This is a genomic window from Desulfobotulus alkaliphilus (assembly GCF_007830435.1).
Lineage (GTDB): Bacteria > Desulfobacterota > Desulfobacteria > Desulfobacterales > ASO4-4 > Desulfobotulus > Desulfobotulus alkaliphilus.
This window is the reverse complement of sequence record NZ_VLLC01000009.1, coordinates 99013-121504: the sequence shown is the minus strand read 5'-3', so window position 1 is coordinate 121504 and position 22492 is coordinate 99013. Positions and strand designations below refer to the sequence as shown.

Below are 22492 nucleotides of genomic sequence, written 5' to 3'. Positions count from 1 at the left end.
ATCCTTATGATTGCATGGGTTCCGTAGAAGGAGAAGATTGTTGAACGGGTGCCGTAAGGGGAAGGCGGATGACAAAAGCACTTCCCCTTTGCCGGTGTGCATCAAGAAAAATATGACCACCGAGCAGTTCCTGAACCAGATTGAAAACAATGTGCAGCCCAAGGCCAGAGCCGCCCTGTCCCAGCCGCGTGGTAAAGAAGGGATCGAAAATTCTGGCCCTGTTTTCTTCGGGAATACCGGAGCCGTTATCCTCTATAGATACAAGAACTTCTTTTTCCCCATCCCTTTGTGCATGGATGACAATCTCTCCGCAAATGCCTTCACCGAAAGCGTGGGTCAGGGCATTGGTGATGAGGTTCATCAGTATCTGGCCCAGAGGACCGGGATAGCTGTCCATGGTAATTCCTTCTGCCACAGAAACTTTCAGCCTGTGGGAGGTTTTCCTGATGGCCGGTCCCATGGTTAGGATGATTTCATCAATGACTTCATTAAGTTCAAAGGTGCGTCTCTGATAACTGGACTGGTCCACAGCCACCTGTTTGAAGCTGCTCACAAGATCTGCGGCCCTTTCAAGGTTGCGGTCCAGAAGTGTACTGGCCTCTTCCACGGTTTCGAGAAAGTCTTTCAGATCGGAGCGGGTGAGGCCGCTCTCAAGTTTTTGTGTAAAGCGCCGCTGTGCATCCATGAGGGTGCTGGATACGGTGATGGCATTGCCTAAGGGGGTGTTGAGTTCATGGGATACCCCTGCCACAAGGGCACCCAGAGCAGACATTTTTTCTGATCTGAGAAGCTCTTCCTGGGTTTTCTGAAGATTTTCCAGTGCTGCATGGAGGTCTCGGGTTCTTTCTGCCACACGGGTTTCCAGAGAAAGGTTGAGCTGGGCAAGGCGGCTGCGTTCTTCCGCAAGGGCCATTTCCGTTCTTTTTCTGTCGCTGATGTCCACACCAGAGACCAGAACCTGTCGTTTTCCACGGATCTGTATGGGGCTCGCATTGACCAGTACGGTGAGGGTCTGTCCCCTTACTGTCTGCTGTTTGGCTTCAAAACGGTCTTCTATGCCGGAAGTGGCAAGGTTCATGGCCAGCATGAGGCGATTCCGGTCTTCGGATCGTTTCCACCATGGGGTGTCCACCAATGGGGTCCCTTCCACATCGGAGGCCGTCATACCCATGGCATCCAGTGCCCGCTGATTGACAATTTCCACAATACCTTCGGAGGTGACCAGACCTGCCTGAAAATAACCATGGTCAAAGATGATGCGGAAGCGGGCCTCGCTTCTCCTCATTTCCAAAAGCAGCGCATTAAAGGAGGCAACCAGACTTTCCAGTTCACTATAACCCTGTCCTTCGGGGATTTCAAGGAGTCCTTCCTTCCGGTCAGGGAGATTTCCTGCCTGAGCAGAAAGGGCCTTCAGCGGAGCTGCCACCTGACGGAGAAGCAGCACAAGGAGCAGAATCAGGGCAAAGGCTGTGCTTCCTGCAAAGGTGGCGAGGATACGGGGGGTATCCCTGTCCACCATGTCATGGGAGGCGATGGCAAGGATCAGGGATATTTCTGCCCTGCTGTCCGCAAGGGGGCGCATGGCATAATAGAGCCTGCCCTCCCTTTTTTCCTCTCTGGAAGGAAGGGCCATGGAAGGCCATGGCAGTTTATCCTCCCGGTTCGAAAGCAGTATTCTGTTCTGCCATACCAGTGCAAGCCCCTGCAGTCCGGCTTCCTTCCGCCACTGCTGTATCAGTACGGGGTTTTCCGTAATACGGATGCCTCCCCGGAGCATGGCCATGACCCTGCCTGTAACGGGATCTGTGAGATGGACGCTGTAAATCAGGTAATGGATGCCGGAATTGTCACCCGTTAAAAGGAGTCGCCATTCTCTGTGGGAGAGATTGTCTTTATGGGACAGGGCAATATCTGCGGCCTCACCGAAAAGATCAAGGCTGACATCGGCCCAGTGGGCCCTGCCGGGCTTTGATATGAAAAGGATTTCCAGTAACCCCGTGGTATCCAGCCGCCTTGATGCCAGAAGGGTGGACTCTGCCTTTTCCTTTTCCGAATCTCTGACGGCCCGGAGAAGGCCGGGATTGAGGCTGAGTTCTGCAATTCTGTCTTCCAGTATGCGGCGCTGCAGGGTCATCAGGTGGTTGACCATCTGGGCACTCTGGTCAAAGGTACGCTCCCTTTCCCTTCTCTGGCCTTTTTTCCCTGCCTCCATGGCAAGGTAAATGTTGAGGGCACCGGTGATGATAAAGATGAGACCCAGCAGAAAAATGATTTTAAAGGAGATGCCGGAAAAAAATGCAGACCATGGGGAAGGGTTTGGGGCGTTCATGGCAGTTCTCCCGGCAGACCGGAATAGCGGAATGCCTGACGGCTTATTTCGTTAAGGGTTTCCTGGGCCATGGCCGTGTCCACAAGCTGCATCCTTCCGGAATAAATTAGGGGGACATAATGACCCTGTCCCTGTATGTCCATGGCAATGGCTTCTGCCATGGCTACACCACTGTCATCATTGATCCGCATGACCGTTACATCCAGAAGGCCTTTTTTCAGGGCATCCAGCTCGGCCTGGCCGCCGCCCCAGCCATTGAGAAGAATCTGGTCTTTAATGCCCTTTTCCCCGAGGGCATCCGCAGCACCCAGAGCAATGTCCGTTGTGGTGGCATAGATTTTTTTCAGATCCGGGTGGCGGTTGATGGCTTCGAGGCTTGCAAGGCGTGCTTTTTTTCTGCTGATACCCGTAAAAAAAATTTCCACCGGTTCCAGGCCGTGACGGAGATGGAAGTGGATGTAGGTATCTCCCCGGAGTGCACTCAGGTATCCTTCATCGGGATTCAGCACCACATAGGAGCCGTGGGTGTGTCGGCCATATTCTGCAAGCATGCGGGTGCCTTCCACATGGTCAAACCCCACATACAAAAAAGGGCGGGAGGTGTCCCAGCGATGCAGGGGCGTTGTGATGTTTTGCAGAATGATTTTTGGTTTGCTGCGGGCAAGGAGACGATCCAGAATTTTCTGGTGCTCGGGTGAGGACAGGGTGAGGATGAGATAATCCGGCTCGGTCTGCAACATGTCCCGGATCAGATGCATGTCTTCCTGGGAGACAAAGGCCCTGTTGCCGTATCGGAGGCGTACATGCACGATGTAGGGAACCTTCAGTTCCTGCAGGCGCAGGGTAAAGGCCCTGATGTTCCTTTTCCAGTAGTCGGAGGCTTCAAAACCGGGATAGATGATACCGATGCGTACCGGTTCAGGGATGTGGAAGGATTGTGGCAGCGGGATGGCCGTACTTTCTACCCGTTTGGAAAAAAAGATATTTTTATCCTTTTGTTCCGGATGTTTTTCCATGAAGGCTTCCATGGTCCAGTATCCGGATACATGGTCCGCAGAGGCAGGCAGGGCCAGGAGAAGAAGGGGGAGGAGCATGGACAGAATCCAGACCGCAGAAAGGAGAGGACGGAAACAGCAGTCTTTGTCCCTATGGTATCCGGCCATTTCTTTTCCTTTCAGGTCTGTGTGGGTATCCGTCGGGAACGGAAAGATCAGGTATTATTTTGCAGGGGAAAGTAAAGGGTAAAGGTGCTGCCCTGTCCGGGTGTGCTTTCCATACGGATGAAACCCCTGTGGGCCCGGACCATGCCCAGTACGGCAGAAAGCCCTATGCCCCTTCCCATCGTATGGGTTGAAAAGAAGGGGTCAAAAATATTTTCAAGGTTTTTTTCTGAAATGCCCTTGCCCGTGTCACGGATTTCCATACGGGCATAATCCTTTTTTTCCGGTATATAATCAAGGGGGAAACGGTTTTTTTCGGGAATATCCGGCCCGGAGTTCATGGCTGTGGAGATAGATAAAGTACCCTTGTTATCCATGGCTTCACAGGCGTTGATGAAAAGTTCGTTGAGTATCTGCTGAATCCCGTTGCAGTCGCCGGCTATGGTAAGGGGGTGTGGGAGAAGGCTGGTTTCCATGCGGATATTTTCTGCCATGGTGCTTTTGAATTCTGTGATAAAACGTCTGCAGCATTTATTCAGCTCCATTTTCAGGTGATTGTTCTGGGTTTTTCCCGTGTAGGTCAGAATCATCCGGCTGAAGTGGGAGGCTTTTTCCACGGAAGTCATGGCCGACTCAATGGTGTGCAGTGCCTTGGGATTGCCTTTGGAATAAACCGCTGCCAGCTCAAGGTTACCCAGAACCGAATGGAGATGGTTGTTGAACTTATGGGCTATGGCTCCGGCCATGCGTACCAGCCCTTCGGCTTTAAAAAGCTGGCGGTTCAGGGCTTCATTTTTTTTGAGTTTTTTTCTGGCACGGGCCAGACTCAGGTGGGTATGGATACGGGCCAGTACCTCTGCCTCATGAAAGGGCTTTGTAATGTAATCCACAGCCCCGGCACCAAAGGCTTTAAGCTTGTCTTCCAGAGCATCCAGTGCGGTGATGAAAATCAGGGGGATCTCCTGATTGGCAGGATCGGAACGGATACGTCTGCAGGCCTCAAAACCATCCATTTCCGGCATCATGATATCCATAAGAATCAGGCAGGGGGGTCTGGCTGCAATGGCCTTGAGGGCCATGGGACCGCTGCTTACGGGTCTGGCCTCATAGCCCTTTGTTTTCAGAATGGCCGTGAGCACGCGGAGGTTGTCCGTATTGTCATCCACAATGAGAATGTCGCCGGGTTGTGTCATTGAATCCTCTCATGAAGGCATTCTGGATTTCAGAAGAAAAAGCATGGGTTCATAATCAAAGTTTTCTGCCATTTTATCAAGCTCTGCGGCAAGATTTCTGTCATGTTGCTCCAGATGAAAGATCAGGTGCTGAATATGGTCAAATTCTGCCTTTTCTATGGCACTGGCAAGGGTGTGAAGAAGCCCTTCCGGTATGGTGGTGGTCTGTGCATCATTTCCCAGTATATCCCCTGCGGTCAGCGGGGGCAGGGGGGGGCGGGAAGGGGATGCTGTCCTGTGGCCTGTTCCATGGCAGGTGACCAGCGGCAGGTGGAAGCAGAAGGTACTGCCTTTTCCAATGGTGCTGCGTGCCTCAAGCCGCCCATCCATCATCAGGATGAGGTTATGGCAGATGGAAAGGCCAAGGCCTGCTCCGCCTGCACTCCTGCCCTTGTTTTTCAGACGGTTGAAGGGTTTAAATAGGGAAGGAATTTCTTCTGCCGGAATGCCGCAGCCTGTATCTTCAACGCAAAAGAGAATGTGGCGGGGGGCCTCCTCCTTACCCGGCTTGATGGATAGGGAGACATGTCCGTTTTTTGTGCACTTGATGGCATTGTCTAAAAGGTTGATCAGCACCTGACGGAGCCGCAGACCGTCCATGGTGATATGGCGGGGGAGGGCAGGACTGCGGCAGACTTCCAGTTTCACTCCCTTTTCCCGGGCCTTTGGGAGAAACATGACTTCCATATCTGCGATGAGGAAATCAAGGTCCGTTTGACCTTTACTGAGCTCTACCCGGCCTGTTTCAAGGCCTACGGTGGTGAGCACCTGATTGATGAGGTTCAGCAGGTGTTCTCCGTTTCGCAGAATGGATGCGAGCTGCTGGTGTTCATGGATGGAACGGCTTTGTCTGAGGGCAAGGCGGGAAAAACCTATGATGGCATTTAAGGGTGTTCTGAACTCATGGCTCATATTGGCAAGGAAAAGCCCCTTGGCCCTGCTGGCGCTTTCTGCTTCTTCCTTGGCTGTGGAAAGCTCTTCGACCTTTTGTTTAAGGGCTTCATGCATGGATTTAAGATTGCACGAAGTCCGGTTGATGGCGGCGCTGATCTCATTGAGTTCATCTTTTCCTGTAAGGGGGATTTCTGCGGGAAAATGGCCTCGGCCAACATCAAACATGGCATTCTTCCAGATGTTGAGGTAGCGGCTTAACTGGTTGAGGAAAAGGGTGAGGATGATACATGCGATCAGGGAGATGGAAAAACTGAGCAGTACAATATTCTGCATGGTGCTGCGGGTCTGGTTTCGGATTTCCACCTCAACCATGGAAATGAGGTCGGCGAGTTTGGTTTCAAATTCCGCTGCCAGATACAATGCCGCAGCATCCACACTTTTTTTGGCTGCGAGAACAGCAAAATCTTTGGATTCCAGAACCTGATAGATGAGGCCGTCTCTGGAATAATCTCTTCTTGCCAGAAGTTCTCCAAGATCCTCATCTGCCCGGTCCAGCCACTGACGGGTACTCTGCCAGAAGACCATGAGGGTTTCCGGTGTGGCCTGAAGATTTTCGGTTTTAAGGAGGCTGCGCAGATGGGATGACTGATGAAGATCCCTGAGTTTTCTTTCCAGTTTTTGTCCTGCTCCCTGCCACGCGGTAAAGCTGATGTCCAGGGTTTCTGTAACCAGCAGCTCTGTGGTGAGCCGCCTGAAATCCATGAGTGCTTCCATGGTTTCCCTGCATACGATTTCTGCTTTTCTGAGGTGCTGGGTTTTGAAAAGAAAATAGGATGAAAGTCCGGAAATTCCCATGAATCCGGATATGACAATACCAAGGATAAGAAAAAGGCGGGTTTTAAGTTTCATGGTACAGCCTTACTCCCTGACGGGACCTTCCTGTAAAAGGCGAAGCTCTTCTAGGGTTTCTTCCAGAAGATCCGGGTTCATCATGAAACGGGAGAGAATATCCGTAAGGGGTTGCAGGAGCTCACCGGAAGCGGCCTCCCAGAAGCGTGGAAGAATCATGGGTTCCTGATGGTAAAGTTTCTGGATAAGCACCTGTCTGAAATCATCCAGATGGCTTGTATCCACCTGAGTGTTTGCGGAAAAGGTGTTCAGGGAGCGTGAAAAGGCAAGGCTGCCCTCGGGCCCCATCCACCAGTCCGCAAGGATGGTGGCTTTTTGTCTCTGCGGACTGTGGGCGGCAACAAACAGGGCACCGGATTCCATCATGAGGGAGGCTCTGGCATCCGGGTTGTGGGGCGGCAGAATAAATACGCCGATATCTTTTTCAGGAACGCCCTGATCCATGAGGATGGCAGAAGGATACCAGGAACCGCAGAGTACCATGGCAAAGGCTTCTTCCTTCCAGAGGTGACCACCATTGGTGAACATCCGGGTGGAAGTAGGGGTGAAATATTCTTTTTTGATCATGTCCTGCCAGAGGCTCAAGACGTTTATAACCCTTTGATCCCTGAAACAGTTTCTGCAGAATGCCAGATAGGCATCCGGATCTTCGCCCATGAGAAGCTGGGAAAACCAGATGGTGGCGTACCAGGAGTGCTGGAGGGAGGAAAGGATGGGAGGGATACCGTTTTTTTTCAGAGTTTCACAGATTTTGATAAAGTCTTCCCATGTTTCGGGTATGTCAAGTTCAAGCCGTTCAAAAATTTTTTTATTGTACCATATGGGCCAGTACTCAATGCTGTAGGGAAAGCCATAAACCCGGTTTTCCCGGGTATAGCTTTGGCGTATGGACGGCGGATAATACGCTGCATGGCGGTCCCATAATTCCGTGAGGTCAGCCACCAGATTTTTTTCCACAAGATCCCTGACCCTGTCTCCCTGCCACCATGTAAAAAGGGCTGGTGCTTCCTTTGTGGGCAGATTGGCTTCCATGCGGCTGATGAAAAGATCTGTGGTATGGGAGGATACGGGTTTAAATCGGATTCCCGTTTTTTTTTCTGCCGCTGCCGCCTGAGTCTCAAAGGCCGAGTGAAATCTTGGCAGTGTACCCTTGTCGTGGGTCAGCACAAGGGGTGGGGAATCTTCCTGTTCAGGAGATTTCAGAAGAAGAGCAAAGGAGAAGACGAGGAAGACAAGGGTGATAAATGTGCTGATCCGTATGATTTTATACACCATAAGCTCCTTAGGCGATTGAATGATTCTTTATGTTTAGGGCAGTTTGCCCTTGTCTTGCAAGTTTTTTGTCTTTTCTGAAGGACAGATGGTGTTAAAAATGTTTTACTGTTTTCTCCTGTACGGAAGCTTTGACCCGGCTATACCTGTACGTTAAACTGTTTTTTAAATATTCTGCCTTGCTGTGTGCCTGAAGGGGCCAAAGGTTTTTGCAGTGTATATTTAAGGTGGTGGAGAAGCCATGGAAGACCCGATGGAAGATCTGTGCAGTGAACCCTGCTCCTACGGAAAAGATATCCGGTATATAGCCTCACAGATGCTTCCGGACGAAACACGGATGCGCATGGCGGAACTGTTCAAGGCCATGGGAGACCCGGGTCGGGTGCGCATTCTCGAAGCACTGCGCCTGTCCGAATTCTGCGTGATGCACCTTGCGGAGCTTCTGGATATGAGTTCCTCCGCAGTTTCCCATCAGTTGAGGGTGCTGCGTACAGCCCGCATCGTCAAGTTCCGTAAAGAAGGTAAAAATGTGGTTTACAGCCTTGATGATGCCCACATTGCTGCTCTGCTGGATCAGGCGGAAAAACATGTGAAAGAGGTATTGTAAATTTTGCCCGTTTGCAGTTGTTCGGTGTCCTCTTCTCTGAAATTTTATGATTTAATAAGAAATATGGTGAATAATTACAATTGTTAAAACCTTCCCACAGAATAAGGAGTAAGGGCCTTGAAAGCATCTGAAAGCCTGCGTCAGGAAACTGAAAACAGTGGCCCTGAGTCTTCCTCTCTGTTTCGGCTGCAGCCTCTGGATCATCACCTTGCGGCACTTTTTCAGCGCATGGATCCTGAAATGCCAGCAGTCCTGCATCTTGCCGTAAGAATTTTATCCGCACGAACCCGTGAAGGCCATGTCTGTCTGGATCTTGCGGGGCGGGATGGTTTCTGGCCAAGGGTGAGCCGCATGGTGGATCTGGAAGGAGGGCTTGACGCCTGGCGTAGGGACATTGTGGCTTCATCCCTTGTGGGAGAAAGGCCGGAGGATCTCCGGCCCCTTATGCTCATGGGAAACCGCCTCTATCTGCGGCGCTATTTCCGGGCAGAGGCAAAGGTGGCCGAAGGGCTCCTGAAAAGGGCAGGGGAAACGTTTTGTATTCAGGATACGGCTGCTTTAAAGAAAGTGCTGGATTTTTATTTTCCTGAGCAGGAAGACGGTAATATAAACATGCAGAAGGCGGCTGCCTTTGCTGCAGCGGGAAAACCCCTCTCCGTGATTGTGGGCGGGCCGGGAACGGGTAAAACCACCACCGTCTGTCGTCTGCTGGCAAGCCTCTGTACACTGGCAGAGACCTTGCCACAGGTTGTGCTGGCAGCCCCCACGGGCAAGGCCGCAGGCCGTCTGGGGGAATCCATGATGGCTGGAAAAGCGGCTCTGGGTGCCACGGAAAGCAGGGTTTTTGATGCCATCCCCGAATTCGCATCCACCCTGCACAGGCTTTTAGGTCTTGCCCATGGCAGAAAGCCCCGGCACCATAAAGACAATCCCCTGCCTGCGGATATTGTGGTGGTGGATGAGGTCTCCATGGTGGATCTCTTTCTCATGTCAAAACTGATGGATGCCTTAAAACCCGGCGCCCGGCTGATTCTCCTTGGAGACCGCTTTCAGCTTGCCAGCGTCATGCCCGGTTCCGTGCTGGGAGAAATCTGTAAAGGGGCTTCGTCTGAAAAGTCCGAAGATTTTATTCGTTATTTTGAAGAAATATTTGGAAAACAGAAGGTTTTTTCTGCCCGCAGCGGGCTTTCTCCCATGGCGGACTGTGTGGTGGCACTTTCCCGAAGCTGGCGTTTTGACAGTGCCGGGGGCATTGGCAGGCTTGCCCGGAGTCTGAATGAAGGACAGGGGGCAGATGTGGCAGCCATGCTGGAGCAGGGAGAAGAAAATCATGTTCTCTGGTCTCCTGTCATGGCGGCACCGGATCTGGCCCACAAACTGCGGGATTTTATACTTGGGGGCTTTTCGAAGCTGATGGAAGCCCTGACCCCGGAAGATGCCTTTGCAGTTCTTGATTGTTTCCGCATTCTCTGTGTACTGAAGGAAGGGCCATTTGGCGTTGGGGGCATCAACGGCCTTGTGGAAAGTATCCTTGAAAAAGAGGGATTGCTTCGGCTTTCAGGACCGTGGTACAGAGGCAGGCCCGTGATTGTTCTGCGCAATGACCCGGCAAGTGGCCTTTACAATGGCGATGTGGGCGTGACACTGGAAGATGGGCAAAGCGGGGAGATGGCCGTATACTTTCCCTCGGAAGACGGCGGCTACAGATCCTTTCATCCCCTGAGACTGCCTGAAGTGGAAACGGTTTTTGCCATGACCGTGCATAAAAGTCAGGGCTCGGAATCCGACAGGGTGCTCCTTGTGCTGCCGGATCGGGATGTGCAGGTAATGACCCGGGAAATTCTGTATACTGCCGTTACAAGGGCAAGGAAGGAAGTGATCCTTGCGGGCAGAATGGAAATTCTCATGCAGGGAACGGAACGCCGGGTGCGCCGGTCTTCGGGCCTTGGGGATGTTCTGTGGAAATGATCTGAAATGACAGGAGCCTGTTTGAATCTTTTACTCCGGGATGCGGACCGACTCGCCCGCGAAATTTCCCACCTTCTTATCCTTCATAAAAAGACCCTTGCCCTCGGAGAGAGCTGCACGGGTGGGCTGATGGCTTTTCTTTTCACCTCCCTTGCCGGAAGTTCTATTTTTTTTAAACTCTCTGCCGTCACCTATGCCAACGAAGCCAAGGTGAGTCTTCTGTCTGTCCGGCCAGAAACCCTTGAAAAGCATGGTGCCGTGAGCGAGGCCGTGGCCGGTGAAATGGCTGTGGGCGCAAGGCTTGCGGGAATGGCGGATTACGGGCTTTCCACAACGGGTATTGCAGGGCCTTCCGGCGGCAGTGATGAAAAACCCGTGGGTACGGTCTGCGTGGGCCTTGCATCGGCATCGGGTACAGATACCTGGATTTTCAGAGAGGATACGGGAGACAGGCATGCCAATCAGCGTCTTTTTGCAGCCTTTGCACTTTACCGGCTCCACTGTCTGATGCTGGAGGAAAACCCATGACTACTCCCGTGCTTGAGGTGCGCAGTCTGGTCAAGAATTTTGGTGCTGTGGAGGCTGTCCGGGGTATTGATTTTACCATTCCTGCGGGGATCTGTTTTGGTCTGCTGGGCCCGAACGGTGCCGGAAAAACCACCACCATAGAAATGATAGAGGGCATTTTAACCCCCACATCCGGAGAAATTCTCTATAAGGGCAGGCCCAGGGGCAGGGCTTTCCGGGAAGAGGTGGGGATTCAGCTCCAGAGTACGGAGCTGCTTTTGCTCCAGACGGTTCTGGAAACCCTTGAAGTTTTCAGAAACCTTTATCACCGCAGAGCCCCGCTGGATGCGTTGATCCGGATCTGCCAGCTTCAGGATATTCTGGATAAGGATAATGCTAAAATTTCCGGGGGGCAGAAACAAAGGCTGCTTCTGGCCATGGCCCTTGCCAATGATCCGGATCTGATCTTTCTCGATGAACCCACCACAGGGCTGGATCCCCAGGCCAGACGGCACCTGTGGGATATCGTGGGGGGTATCAAGCGGTCTGGAAAAACCCTTGTTCTTACCACCCATTATATGGAAGAGGCGGAAATTCTATGTGATATCATTGCCATTGTGGATGCCGGTCGTATCATTGCCATGGGAACCCCGCAGGAGCTGCTTGAAATATATGGGGAAGGTACGGTGATTACACTGGCCGCAGATGCCCTGAAAGACCGCATTCCCGATGATTTTCCATGGACCTTTCGCAGGAGCGAGGCCGGAATTGCCATCCGCACGAGATATCCCGGAGAAACCCTGAAGGCACTGGTTGCCATGGGTGCGGATATGAACAGACTGCTGGTCCGTGCCTATAATCTGGAAGATCTTTTTATAGAACTGACGGGCAGGGAGCTGCGGCCCTAAGGAAAGACGATGATCCGACGTATTTTTATCATAGCAAGGGCGAGAATCCGTGAATTTTACAGGGATAAAACCGGGCTTGGCTGGAATTTTCTTTTTCCCCTTCTGATTATTCTGGGCTTCAGTTTTCTTTTTTCAGAAGACGGGAAGAATTTTGCCAAGGTAGGAATGGTTGAAAGTCCTGCCCTGCTTGAAATTCAAGGCAGCCTTGACAGGTTCAGGGAAAGCCGTCATCTGGATCTGATTTATTTTGAAACACTGGAGGAGGGCCTTTCTTCTCTGGAAAGACAGAGGATTGATCTTCTGGTGCATCCCGGTGATGGCCGATACTGGGTTGCGGAAGGCTCTCCCGGCGGCTATGCGGCGGAACGCTTTCTCATAGCAGCGGACCACCTCCATGCACAGGGTTTTTCAAGGAGCACGGTTACGGGGGAAAGCCTTGCCTATGTGGAATGGCTGTTTCCCGGAATTTTAGGCATGAATGTCATGTTTGGTTCCCTTTTTGGGGTCGGCTATGTTATTGTGAGATATCGAAAAACGGGTGTTCTAAAGCGCATGAGTGTCACGCCTCTGCGGCCCTGGGAATTTCTTACGGCCCAGGTGATTTCAAGGCTTTTTCTGATCCTTGTCAATGCGGCCATTGTCCTTGGTATATGTCATTTACTTTACGGTTTTCAGATCCGGGGCTCCCTTCCGGCCCTTTTTCTGATTTTTGCCTTAGGCGGCTTTGCCATGGTCAGCCTTGCGGTGATTGTGGCCTCCCGCACGGAAAGCGAAGAGTTTGCAGAAGGGGTCCTGAACCTCATGGCCTGGCCCATGATGTTCCTTTCCGAGGTCTGGTTTTCCCTTGAAGGTGCCGAAGGCTGGGTCAAACAGCTTTCTGAATTTCTGCCCATGACCCATCTGATCACCGGAGCCCGTAAAATCATGAATGAAGGTGCCGGTTTTCCGGAAGTGTATCCCCATATGCTGGCCCTGCTGCTGATGTCTTTTATTCTAATGATGACCGGTTCTGCCTTGTTCCGCTGGCACAGGGGTAACTGATCTTCCCCGTGGTTGCATAATAAAGGAGCTTTGCCATGAGTGAGAATACTTCCGGAGATAAAATGGACTTTTTTCAACCGGAATGCCCGGATCATGGGTCAGATTCTGAAAAAAGAAGGCAGCAGCCCCCATGGAAAATACTGGTTGCAGATGATGACCCTGAGGTACACCGGCTGACACGGATGGTATTGGGGGGGCAGGTCTATGGGGGAAGGCGTCTGCAGATTCTTGAGGCTTCTTCTTCGGGGCAGGCCCTGGAACTCCTCGACAGCCATGGAGATGTGGCGGTTCTGGTGCTGGATGTGGTCATGGAGAGCGAAACCGCCGGGCTGGATCTGGTATCTGTCATTCGTAATCAGAGGAAAAATACCTGCCTGCAAATCCTTCTGAGGACCGGGCAGCCGGGAATGGCTCCTGAGTCTGTGGTGGTTTCCGATTATGGTATCAATGATTATCAGTCCAAAAGCGAGCTGACTTCCCAGCGTTTTATAAGTTCTGTGGTAATGGCCCTAAGGGCTTACAGGGATTGCCATGCCCTGCAGGAACTGAACCGGAAACTGCAGGCGGCCCTGCAGGAAAACATGGAGATTCACCGCAGGCTGGAAAAAAGCAACGAGGAGCTGGAAGCCAGGGTTGCCAGCCGGACAAAGGAGCTGGAAAAAATTAACGCAGAGCTGAAGGAAACCATGGAAGCCACCCGGGAGCTGGCCTGCCGTGCGGAAGAGGCCAGCCGGGCAAAAAGTGTTTTTCTGGCCAACATGAGCCATGAAATCCGTACACCCATGAATGGCATCCTTGGCATGACCGAGCTGCTTAAGGATACCGGCCTTGGCCGGGAGCAGAAAGAAATGCTGGAAATTATCCGTAACAGCGGAGACCACCTTCTGGGGATGATTGATGACCTTCTGGATTACACCATTCTTGAATCCGGCGGGGTCCGCATGGATGCCCGTCCCTTTGATCCGGAAGGTCTTTGTGTATCCGTACTGAATGATTTTATTCCCACTGCCCGTAAAAAAAATATACATCTGAAGTTTTTTCCGGTAAGGCATCTCCCTGCCCGCCTGCTGGGAGATGGCGACCGTATCTGTCAGGTTCTTAAAATCCTTTTAGGCAATGCCGTTAAATTTACGGAAGCTGGAGAGGTTCGTGTCCGGGCCGATGGTTTTCAGTCTTCCCCGGATATTTTTACCCTGAAGGTGACAATAGAAGACAGGGGACAGGGCATACCGGATTGCCAGAAGCAAATGATTTTTAAGCCTTTTTTTCAGGCTGACAGTGCCAGTACCAGAAAACACGGTGGCACGGGGCTTGGGCTTGCCATCTGTGGAAAACTGGTCATGCAGATGAAAGGCCGCATCCATGTGGAGGACCGTCCCGGTGGCGGCAGTTCTTTTACCATTGAAATCCCTTTTCCTGTGGCGGCACTGGCGGAAGATTTTCTTTCGGACGAGAAGGCAGTGCTGGATGGAAAAGGAATTGGTATCTCTCTGAATGACCCGGAAGAGGCGGCCCTTGTGGCAGACTGGGTGACCCTTGCAGGTGGAAGGGTTGTGTCTGATTCCAGGGATCTGAGTCTGCCTGTGGCATTCTGGATTGCGGATTCTCCCCAGAAAACATTATGTGGTGTTCCCTGCATCCATGTTGACGGAGGCGGAGAAGGGCCATGGGTATGGCAGCGTCCTCTGCTGCGGGCCGCGTTTATGGAAATGTCTAAGAATATATTGTCAGAGTTTGCTTCCGGAAGTCAGGATGCTTTCAGAGAATCAGGAAAGCCCCGCATTCTTGTGGTTGAAGATCAGGCCGTCAATCGCATTGTTGTAATGAAAATCCTTGAGCGCAAAGGCTTTATTGTGGATCTTGCGGAAGATGGCCGCCAGGGGCTGGAGCAGCTTCGGGAAAAGGCCTATGATGCGGTATTGATGGATATGCGCATGCCCGTTATGGATGGATTGGAGGCAACCCGTGCTTTGCGTTCCGGGGAGGCGGGTATTCTTAACATGCATGTGCCTGTGATTGCCCTTACCGCCAATGCTGCGGTGGAAGACCGGAAAAATTGTCTGGAATCTGGAATGGATGATTATCTGGCCAAGCCGGTTATGCCCGATATTCTGGTGGCGGCGCTGGAAAAGTGGATCAGCCCTTCATGCACAGCAGCGTTTTCCGGACAGTAAAAGGCATATGGACTTTAAGGCTGGTTTTTCACATGCAGATACCTTTTGTCCCCTTCTCCCTCTGCTTGCTGGCTGAGGCTCTTGAAGCGGGGATCGGGTGAGGCTTGCATTGCCGGGGGGATTCATTCCCGTAAGGCATCAAAAATATGATTTTGAGATTTTGCGTTTGACTGGGGCCAATTCTCTGTTAAGTATCGTGGAGAGGCTTACAAACTCTGGAAGAAAAAGTTTTTTTATAAAAACGAACATGGTTTTGTAAAAACACTGGAAAGAAAATTTTCATTCCTGTATATTCATAAAGCTTGGAGGTTTCGGGGTGGAAGAAGATAAGAATTTCTGGCAGTCACATTCTGAGCAATACCTTGAAATGGCATTTAACAATGAAAGGCAGGAGCGAATTTCCCATCCCGATGGATACGGGAAAAAAACAGGGGATTGCGGAGATACCATAGAATTCTTTCTTACTCTGGAAGAAGACCGTCTTCAGTTTGTTTCCTATCAGATCGATGGCTGCATCAATACCAATGCCTGTGCAGCAACAATTTCCAGAATGACGGAAGGGAAATCTCTGGATACGGCATGGCAGATTCTTCCTGAAACCGTTGTCACTTACCTTGGTACACTTCCAGAGCATGAACTGCATTGCGCAGAGCTTGCTGTGGGTGCTTTTTATATGGCTCTTGCGGATATTCAGAAGAAACATCCGGAAAAAGAAAAAGAAGACTGAACATCCTGTTTTAAAAAGGATGGGGTCTGCTTTAATTGCATCAGACACGCTGCTGTAAGCGAAGCATAAAAAGTTCCATGCAGCAGAACGCAGATTATGAGGAGGTTAGAGGGAATGTCGGATCGATCCACATTCATGAAGCTGAGGGAAGATGAGCGTGAAGTTCGCAAAAGCCTGATTATCAATGCTGCGATGAAGCTCTTTGAGGAAAAATCCTTTCATGATATCGGAATGAGGGATATTGCTGCGGAAGCAGGTGTTTCTGCGGCCTCCATATATCGTTATTTTCCAAGCCGGGATGACCTTTTTGTAGAGGCTCTCATACAGGATATCAATTCCATTGAAGGGCTTTTGGAACAGCGACTGACCAATGGCGGCACCATTGAAGATCTGGCCGTGGCCGTTGTGGATTACCTCATCGACAATGAAGCAACCTTTCAGATGATGTGCCACTTTATGATCCGGGGTGAGGTGAACACGCGTGCTTTGAAAAAATTCAATGCTGTACAGCGTTATTTCCTCAAGATGTTCGATGAAATGGTCAAGAGGGCCGGGGGAGCTGAAAACATTCGCTTTTTCTCCCATGCTTTTTTTGCATCCCTTGCCGGTGTTGTCATGACCTTCAGAAATTATCCCGGAAGAAATTTTGATGAGAGACGCCGATATATGCATAAACTGGCTCTTCTTATTATGCGGGAGGGCAACAGTCTGGATGAGGATATTTTTGAAAAGGATCTTGCTGAAATCAGAAGTAAAAAAGCCGAATAAGGTTTACTTTTTGTTAGAATAAAATTTTTGATCTGCAAAAGGGTGCCAGCGGCACCCTTTTGCTGTTTGGAGAAAACAGGAATCAGATTTTGAATTTACCCACAAGACTTTGAAGATCAGATGCCAGCCCTGCAAGATTTTCTGAACCTTCCCTGACCTTGGTGCTGTTTTTATGGCAGGGCTGCTGTCCGAAGAACATCCTTGAGATCTGCCTGATCTCCGGCCATGCCGTTGATATGCTCAAACAGAAGCCTGTCTCCGGGACCGATGACAAAAATACCTCCCTGTTGCCAGAGATCTCCGGCACTGCGACCCTGCCGGAATCCCTGTTTCATGGCCCTGAATCCGCGTGCCAGAGGAGAAGGCCCCAGTGTCCTCCAGAAGCCCCGTTTCAGATCAAAGGCCCTGTATGCATCCAGTTCCTGATTCAGATACATTTCTCCTTCATATGAAAATTTTTCAATGAAGTAGCGGGCATCCTCGGGAGTTCCGCTGCCGATGCCGACCAGTGCCACTTCCATTGCATCCAGCTCTTTTTTTATATCCATCAGGGCAGCCACCTGCTGCCGGGCAAAGAGTCAGCCATAGTGGCGGAGGAATACCAGAACGATCCTCCGGTCTTCCCATAAAGAATTCAGTGCTACAGAATGGCTGTCCAGATCAAGGACAGAAATTTCTGAAACATCAGGGACTGCATTTTTTTGCATGTCTTTCTCCTTCATTTGGCTGTGGTTCTGACTGCTGCATCCTGTCAGTACCATAAGCACGATACCTGAAATCCATAAAATTTTGTTTACCATTGCGTCTTTTCCTTTGTTTCCTTTTTCAGGGGGTAATAAGAATTCATCTTCTGCTTTCCTTTTGCCTGATACATCCGGGAAAAGGGTCTGTGACAAAAAAAATGATTTGCGTCACACAAGGGGAGTTTATGCTGTATCAGAAGTCAGAAGATCTGTTTGGCTTTATCATGAAAAGAGGAGAATCTTGAAAATAATGAAAAATCCGTTCAAAGAGGAAAAGGGGGGCGGGGCACCGGATCTGCTGCTGGTTCAGGCCTGTCTGGAAGGGAATGCAGATGCCCTTGAAAAACTTGTCCTTCGCCATCAGGCATGGATTTACAATATTGCTTTTAAAATGGTGATGGATCATGAGGATGCAAAGGATATCACCCAAGAGATCCTTATCCGGATGCTTACCCACCTTGGCGGATACGACCCGTCAAAGGCAGCCTTCCGTACCTGGCTTTACCGCATTGTGGTAAACCATGTGCTGAACATGAAAAAAAAGAAATTTGAAGTGCGCATCCATGATTTTGATACCTATGTGGCACTCATTGAAAAAATGCCCGATGACAGAACCCATTCCCATCCGGAAACGGCCCTGCTGGCGGAGGAAGTAAAAACCGGATGCATGATGGGGATGATACTCTGTCTCAGGCGACCGGAAAGGATGGCCTTTCTCCTTGGTGGTGTCTTCGGGGTGAGGGACAGGCTGGGTGCTGAGCTGATGGACATTTCCCCCGAGGCTTTCCGTAAAAAACTATCCAGGGCCCGGCAGAGGGTGGGCCATTACATGCAGGGTATCTGTGGCCATGTGGATGCCTCCAATCCCTGTCGCTGTACCCACAAGGTGAGGCCTTTTGCGGATATGGGGATGCTGGATGCGAATCATCTGCGCTTTCACAGGCCGGAGGCTGTACGGGTGAGGGCGGTCATGGGGGAGCGCATCATGCGTTTTGAAAAAAGCTACTATGATCCGTTTCTCGCCCGGTTCAGGGAGCAGCCCTTTTATGATTCACCGGACATGGCGGAGTGGCTGAATGGTATTTTAAAAAAAGATGACTTTAAAAATCTGTTCCATCTGAATTGATCAGATATGAAGTTGGAAGATTTGATTTTATTCTGCCTTGTGATGCTTATTGAAATGAGCTAAGAATCTTCATTTTAAGCAGGGAGTATTTGCAAGGCTTCTGTCCTTGATATCAATAATAAAATTAAGTCTTTATGCTGTGTTTTTAAGGAAGGATGTGTGATGGAAGATGGTTACAGATCCATAAGATTTCAGGACGAGCCTGCCAGAATTCAGTCCGTAAGCATAGAAGGTTTTCGGTGCCTTCGCCGTATTCATCATCTTGAATTGCCAATGCTGACAGTGCTGATCGGTGCCAATGGCGCCGGAAAATCTACCCTGATTCGTTTTTTTGAGATGCTGAGCTGGATGCTGCGCTCACAAAATCTGCAGGAGTTTGTGCTGCGTCATGGTGGTGGAGACGATCAGTTTTTCATGGGCTCCCGCATAACCCCTCGTCTCCATGCTGAGATACGAATGCTTACAGCAAAAGGAATCAACGAGTATAGATTTGATCTGGCCCATCTGTCGGCGGGTGATACGGTGATGATCAAGAATGAAGCTTTCCGTTTCATACCGGAATTTCTTGATAACTCTGCCGTATGGACAGAGCTGGATGCTGTGGGAAAAGAATCGGCCCTGGCCTTTCAGTCGGGTAAAACTGCGAAAACAATCTGCGGTCTCCTGCGCCAGTGCGCCACCTATCAGTTCCATGACACCTCTGCCAGTTCTGCTATCCGCCTTCGCTGGGATGTGAGTGATGCATTTCGTCTGCGTTCCGATGGTGGTAATCTTGCGGCCGTTCTGCTGGATCTTTTTAGCCATGATCCCAAGCGTTACAGGCTGATTGTCCGTCAGGTTCAGCGTGTCCTGCCTACTTTCAGGGATTTTGTGCTGGAGCCCGTGGCTGGCAAGGTGGAACTACGCTGGCAGGGGCTTTACAGTGACAAAATTTTCGGTGCACATCTTACATCAGACGGTTCTCTACGCCTCTTTTGTCTTCTGACTCTGCTTAATCTCCCTCCGGAGCGTCTGCCGGATGTGATGTTTTTCGATGAGCCGGAACTGGGCTTGCATCCCCATGCCATTACTCTGGTGTCTGATATGCTTAAGCGCCTGTCCAAAATTCGTCAGATTTTTGTGGCGACCCAGTCTCCCTATATGGTCGATTGCTTTGAACTGGAAAACATTATTGTTGCTGAAAGCAGGCAGGGGGAAACATCCCTGCGCAATCTGCCCCGTGAGCAGTACCAGAAGTGGCTGGATGATGAGTATCAGATTTCGGATATATGGCTGAAAACCCCGGCAGGGGGTGAGATATGAAATCCGTCGGCAGTGTCCCGGTTTCAATGAATGGGTCAGCGCAATGGAATCCTGGGGGTATAGGATTGGCGAGTCTGATTGAGGTCAATAATCTTGAAAATCAACCCATACTCGCATTTTTGAGCTCTTGATCAGGATGGTGAGTATCTGGTTTCAGACCCATGACTGAAAAAACAGATTGGCTCTTCCACCCTGTTTCAAGAATGCCGTTTTTCAAACCTTAAACCGGATATTAAGGATATCCCCGTCTTCCACCCTGTAATCCTTGCCGTTGACAGAGAGTTTTCCTGCTTTTTTGACTTCTGCCTCACTGCCCAGTGCCATGAGTTCATCGTATTTGATGACTTCCGCACGGATAAAACCCCGCTCCAGATCGGAATGGATAACACCGGCGGCCTTGGGTGCAGGGGCATCCCTGCGGACCAGCCACTGCCTTACCTCATCCTTTCCTACGGTGAAAAAACTGATGCGCCCAAGGGCCTCAAGGGCCGTGCGGGTCAAAAGACCAAGGGCTGGCTCTGCAATACCCAGATCCTCAAGAAAAGCTGTTTTTTCTTCGGCATCTTCAAGAAGGGCAATTTCCGCTTCCATGCCGGCGCATATCTGAAGCACAGCCATATGATCCCTCTGGCTTCGCTCCCCTATGGGGGCAGGGATTTTTCCATCTCCTATGGCATCTTCACCGGTATTGAGAACCACCAGCATCTGCTTGCGGGTAATCAGGGGATAGCTGCGGATCAGGGCTTCTTCCTCATCACTGATGTCAAAGAGACGTAAGGGCTTTTCTTCTTCAAGGTGGGCCTGCATGCGCTGGAGCAGGGCAAATTCTTTTTTCTGATCCTCATCCTTTATTTTTTTGAGACTGAGCTCCAGACGTTCGAGACGCTTTTCCACAAAGATCTGATCGTGAATGAGAAGCTCCGAGCAGATCATTTCCGTATCGCGAACGGCATCCACATGGCCATCCACATGGAAAATGGATTCGTCCTCAAAGGCCCTTACCACAAGGCAGATGGCATCCATATCCGCTATGTCCTGAAAAATACTGCCTTTGGAAATGGTTTCCTTTTCCATTTTAGGCAGAAGAACAAAATCAATGCGTGCAGGCTGCTCTTTTTTGGGTTCATACATGGCAACGAGCTTATCAAAGCGGGGGTCGAGAATATCCGCTGTTCCGGGTATGGGCTTGCCGAGCTGGGTGCCTTCTGTAATCTGTGTTCCCGTAAGAATGGTGAATAAGGTTTTTTTGCCGCTCTGGGGCAGACCGATAATGCCGACCTTCATGTGATTATATCCTCTTTATTTTTATATTTACTGCCGGAAATCCCTCTCATTGGGCATGGTGCAGGAGTGGGTGCTTCTGAAGGGATTGATGTCAATGCCGCCCCTTCGGGTGAATCTGGCTGAAACCATGAGGTTTTCTGGCCTGCATCTCTCAAGGATGCAGCAGAAGATGGTTTCCGCACAGGATTCATGGAAGCCCGTATGCTCCCTTAAACTGACAATATAGCGCAAAAGGCTTTCATGGCAGATGGGCTGGCCCCTGTAGGCGATATGCACCGTTGCCCAGTCCGGCTGACCCGTTACTGGGCAGTGGCTTCGCAGAAGTCTTGAAAAAAGTTTTTCTGAGATGATCCCCTTGCTGTCCCCGGTTTCGGGAAAGGCCGGTTTCTCTGCATTAAAGGGCAGGGTGTCGATGCACAGCCCTTCGGGTTCTCCGGGCCTGAGGTGAAAAAAATCTTCCGGCATATGGAGCGTGAGGTCAATTTTTGCCTGCACGATGGCAGTGATATCACGGATGAGGGTTGATTTCAGTTCCTCGGTGCCGGATATGCGGGTCATGTTGAAGCTGTTGAGGTAGAGCTTTAAGGATTTGGATTCCACCAGAAAAGGACTGTCTGCCGGGATACGGATTTCCGCCACAGCCAGCAGGGGTTTTCCGTTTTCATCCAGCCATGAAAGCTCCCAGCAGTTCCATATGTCTTCCCCATAAAAGGGCAGGCCCTTTTCAGCAGAAATACCCAGCGCCTGACGGGCAAGGCTGCGGGGTACGGGGCAAAGCTGGGAAGGATCGTAAAGGGGGCTGAACGCCACGGTGCGGCCCAGGGGCAGGGCAGAGAGGTATTTATCTTCCATTTTTTTCATCCGGATTTTCGTAGCTGGTGGGATCCATTCCTTCTCCATGCCTCAGGGCATGGCTGCGTTCGATGCAGGCGCTGCAACGGCCGCAGTGAAGGGCTCCTCCTTTGTAGCAGGTCCAGGTTCTGCTGAAATCCACACCCAGCGAACGGCCAAGATCCGCAATCTGTCTTTTGTCCAGATCCGCATAGGGAAAGGAGAGCCTTACCTTGTCATCGGTACCCAGACGGACGGCCTGATTAAAGGCAGCATTGAATTCTCTGCGACAGTCCGGGTAGAGGGCATGGTCTCCGCTGTGGGATGCCAGCAGCACTTCCGCAGCACCAATGGATTCGGCATATCCAACGGCAATGCTCATCATGATGGGATTGCGGAAGGGGACAATGGTCTGGGACATGTTTTCGCTTTTATAGGGGCCTTCGGGAACAGGCGGACCCGTATGGAAGAGGGCCGATGAAAAAAGCTCTGCCATGAAGTCAAGGGATACGATTTTATGGGAAATTCCCAGCTTCCGGCATGTGGATGCAGCCAGAGGCAGTTCTTTATGATTGTGGCGGGAACCGTAATCAAAGCTTAAAGCGGCGGTTTTTTTCCCCCTTGAAATCAGATCATAAAGAAGGACGGTGGAATCCATACCACCGGAAAGAACAAGAACACAGTCTGTGCAGCCGGACATGAAAACTCCT

At 50.8% G+C, this 22492-nt stretch carries 19 protein-coding genes; 10 read left to right on the top strand and 9 right to left on the bottom strand.

Features of this window, described 5'->3' with window-relative positions; all coding sequences use genetic code 11:
* Positions 1-4 precede the first annotated feature (4 nt).
* Genes LZ24_RS07340 through LZ24_RS07320 form a run of 5 tightly spaced genes read right to left on the bottom strand, consistent with a single transcriptional unit; the run spans position 5 to position 7799 of the window.
* Positions 5-2329, bottom strand: coding sequence for an ATP-binding protein (locus tag LZ24_RS07340; RefSeq protein WP_144684086.1), 2325 nt, complete (start codon positions 2327-2329; stop codon positions 5-7).
* On the bottom strand, positions 2326-3492 hold the full coding sequence (locus tag LZ24_RS07335) for a substrate-binding domain-containing protein (RefSeq protein ID WP_144684084.1): 1167 nt from the start codon (positions 3490-3492) through the stop codon (positions 2326-2328). The genes LZ24_RS07340 and LZ24_RS07335 overlap by 4 nt, the downstream gene beginning before the upstream one ends.
* A gap of 47 nt (positions 3493-3539) precedes the next feature.
* Positions 3540-4682, bottom strand: coding sequence for an ATP-binding response regulator (locus LZ24_RS07330; RefSeq protein WP_144684082.1), 1143 nt, complete (start codon positions 4680-4682; stop codon positions 3540-3542).
* A 9-nt stretch (positions 4683-4691) separates the two neighbouring features.
* Complete coding sequence (locus LZ24_RS07325) at positions 4692-6524, bottom strand: sensor histidine kinase (RefSeq protein WP_144684080.1); 1833 nt, start codon at positions 6522-6524, stop codon at positions 4692-4694.
* Between the two features lie 9 nt (positions 6525-6533).
* On the bottom strand, positions 6534-7799 hold the full coding sequence (locus LZ24_RS07320; protein ID WP_144684078.1) for an ABC transporter substrate-binding protein: 1266 nt from the start codon (positions 7797-7799) through the stop codon (positions 6534-6536).
* A gap of 238 nt (positions 7800-8037) precedes the next feature.
* On the opposite strand from LZ24_RS07320, the gene LZ24_RS07315 reads away from it, so the two are divergent.
* The 8 genes from LZ24_RS07315 (at position 8038) to LZ24_RS07280 (ending at position 16496) form a co-directional block, all read left to right on the top strand.
* Positions 8038-8403 carry an ArsR/SmtB family transcription factor gene (locus LZ24_RS07315; protein ID WP_246118546.1) on the top strand — a complete coding sequence of 122 codons (366 nt, stop codon included), beginning with the start codon at positions 8038-8040 and terminating at the stop codon, positions 8401-8403.
* 117 nt (positions 8404-8520) lie between these two features.
* Complete coding sequence (recD, locus tag LZ24_RS07310) at positions 8521-10371, top strand: exodeoxyribonuclease V subunit alpha (protein WP_144684076.1); 1851 nt, start codon at positions 8521-8523, stop codon at positions 10369-10371.
* Positions 10372-10392: 21 nt separating this feature from the next.
* Positions 10393-10899, top strand: coding sequence for a CinA family protein (locus LZ24_RS07305; protein ID WP_246118545.1), 507 nt, complete (start codon positions 10393-10395; stop codon positions 10897-10899).
* Entirely contained in the window at positions 10896-11786 is an 891-nt protein-coding gene (locus LZ24_RS07300) for an ABC transporter ATP-binding protein (RefSeq protein WP_144684071.1), read from the top strand. Before LZ24_RS07305 ends, LZ24_RS07300 begins: the two co-directional genes overlap by 4 nt.
* Before the next feature lie 9 nt (positions 11787-11795).
* Complete coding sequence (locus tag LZ24_RS07295) at positions 11796-12827, top strand: ABC transporter permease (protein WP_144684070.1); 1032 nt, start codon at positions 11796-11798, stop codon at positions 12825-12827.
* 35 nt (positions 12828-12862) lie between these two features.
* On the top strand, positions 12863-15001 hold the full coding sequence (locus LZ24_RS07290; RefSeq protein ID WP_144684068.1) for a response regulator: 2139 nt from the start codon (positions 12863-12865) through the stop codon (positions 14999-15001).
* A 316-nt stretch (positions 15002-15317) separates the two neighbouring features.
* The gene (locus LZ24_RS07285) at positions 15318-15728 is read left to right on the top strand and encodes an iron-sulfur cluster assembly scaffold protein (protein ID WP_246118544.1); all 411 of its coding nucleotides are present in this window, start codon (positions 15318-15320) and stop codon (positions 15726-15728) included.
* 114 nt (positions 15729-15842) lie between these two features.
* Positions 15843-16496 (top strand): TetR/AcrR family transcriptional regulator, encoded by a 654-nt coding sequence (locus LZ24_RS07280; RefSeq protein ID WP_144684066.1) that lies wholly within the window; start codon positions 15843-15845, stop codon positions 16494-16496.
* A gap of 170 nt (positions 16497-16666) precedes the next feature.
* Here LZ24_RS07280 and LZ24_RS17945 read toward each other — a convergent pair whose 3' ends face one another.
* Positions 16667-17296 carry a peroxiredoxin-like family protein gene (locus LZ24_RS17945; protein WP_272502271.1) on the bottom strand — a complete coding sequence of 210 codons (630 nt, stop codon included), beginning with the start codon at positions 17294-17296 and terminating at the stop codon, positions 16667-16669.
* Between the two features lie 193 nt (positions 17297-17489).
* Here LZ24_RS17945 and LZ24_RS07270 point away from each other — a divergent pair, with 193 nt between their 5' ends.
* Both LZ24_RS07270 and LZ24_RS07265 read left to right on the top strand, forming a co-directional pair.
* Positions 17490-18365, top strand: a complete 876-nt coding sequence (locus tag LZ24_RS07270) for an RNA polymerase sigma factor (RefSeq protein WP_144684062.1) — start codon at positions 17490-17492, stop codon at positions 18363-18365.
* Between the two features lie 162 nt (positions 18366-18527).
* Positions 18528-19667: an AAA family ATPase gene (locus LZ24_RS07265; protein WP_144684108.1), complete on the top strand. Its 1140-nt coding sequence runs from the start codon at positions 18528-18530 to the stop codon at positions 19665-19667.
* A gap of 213 nt (positions 19668-19880) precedes the next feature.
* On the opposite strand, the gene LZ24_RS07260 is transcribed toward LZ24_RS07265, so the two are convergent.
* From LZ24_RS07260 to queC, 3 genes are read right to left on the bottom strand one after another with little or no spacing between them, the layout of a single operon-like run.
* Positions 19881-20951 (bottom strand): DUF933 domain-containing protein, encoded by a 1071-nt coding sequence (locus LZ24_RS07260; protein WP_144684060.1) that lies wholly within the window; start codon positions 20949-20951, stop codon positions 19881-19883.
* Between the two features lie 27 nt (positions 20952-20978).
* A complete protein-coding gene (gene queF / locus LZ24_RS07255; protein ID WP_144684059.1) occupies positions 20979-21803 on the bottom strand; it encodes an NADPH-dependent 7-cyano-7-deazaguanine reductase QueF in 825 nt (274 codons plus the stop codon).
* The gene (gene queC, locus LZ24_RS07250; RefSeq protein ID WP_144684056.1) at positions 21793-22482 is read right to left on the bottom strand and encodes a 7-cyano-7-deazaguanine synthase QueC; all 690 of its coding nucleotides are present in this window, start codon (positions 22480-22482) and stop codon (positions 21793-21795) included. Before queC ends, queF begins: the two co-directional genes overlap by 11 nt.
* Between the last annotated feature and the right edge of the window lie 10 nt (positions 22483-22492).

What these genes read in the sequence shown, in the direction of transcription:
- LZ24_RS07340 (WP_144684086.1), bottom strand. Translation starts at nt 2,329, where the DNA reads ATGAACGCCCCAAACCCTTCCCCATGGTCTGCATTTTTTTCCGGCATC.
- LZ24_RS07335 (WP_144684084.1), bottom strand. Translation starts at nt 3,492, where the DNA reads ATGGCCGGATACCATAGGGACAAAGACTGCTGTTTCCGTCCTCTCCTT.
- LZ24_RS07330 (WP_144684082.1), bottom strand. Translation starts at nt 4,682, where the DNA reads ATGACACAACCCGGCGACATTCTCATTGTGGATGACAATACGGACAAC.
- LZ24_RS07325 (WP_144684080.1), bottom strand. Translation starts at nt 6,524, where the DNA reads ATGAAACTTAAAACCCGCCTTTTTCTTATCCTTGGTATTGTCATATCC.
- LZ24_RS07320 (WP_144684078.1), bottom strand. Translation starts at nt 7,799, where the DNA reads ATGGTGTATAAAATCATACGGATCAGCACATTTATCACCCTTGTCTTC.
- LZ24_RS07315 (WP_246118546.1), top strand. Translation starts at nt 8,038, where the DNA reads ATGGAAGACCCGATGGAAGATCTGTGCAGTGAACCCTGCTCCTACGGA.
- LZ24_RS07300 (WP_144684071.1), top strand. Translation starts at nt 10,896, where the DNA reads ATGACTACTCCCGTGCTTGAGGTGCGCAGTCTGGTCAAGAATTTTGGT.
- LZ24_RS07295 (WP_144684070.1), top strand. Translation starts at nt 11,796, where the DNA reads ATGATCCGACGTATTTTTATCATAGCAAGGGCGAGAATCCGTGAATTT.
- LZ24_RS07290 (WP_144684068.1), top strand. Translation starts at nt 12,863, where the DNA reads ATGAGTGAGAATACTTCCGGAGATAAAATGGACTTTTTTCAACCGGAA.
- LZ24_RS07280 (WP_144684066.1), top strand. Translation starts at nt 15,843, where the DNA reads ATGTCGGATCGATCCACATTCATGAAGCTGAGGGAAGATGAGCGTGAA.
- LZ24_RS07270 (WP_144684062.1), top strand. Translation starts at nt 17,490, where the DNA reads ATGAAAAATCCGTTCAAAGAGGAAAAGGGGGGCGGGGCACCGGATCTG.
- LZ24_RS07265 (WP_144684108.1), top strand. Translation starts at nt 18,528, where the DNA reads ATGGAAGATGGTTACAGATCCATAAGATTTCAGGACGAGCCTGCCAGA.
- LZ24_RS07260 (WP_144684060.1), bottom strand. Translation starts at nt 20,951, where the DNA reads ATGAAGGTCGGCATTATCGGTCTGCCCCAGAGCGGCAAAAAAACCTTA.
- queF (WP_144684059.1), bottom strand. Translation starts at nt 21,803, where the DNA reads ATGGAAGATAAATACCTCTCTGCCCTGCCCCTGGGCCGCACCGTGGCG.
- queC (WP_144684056.1), bottom strand. Translation starts at nt 22,482, where the DNA reads ATGTCCGGCTGCACAGACTGTGTTCTTGTTCTTTCCGGTGGTATGGAT.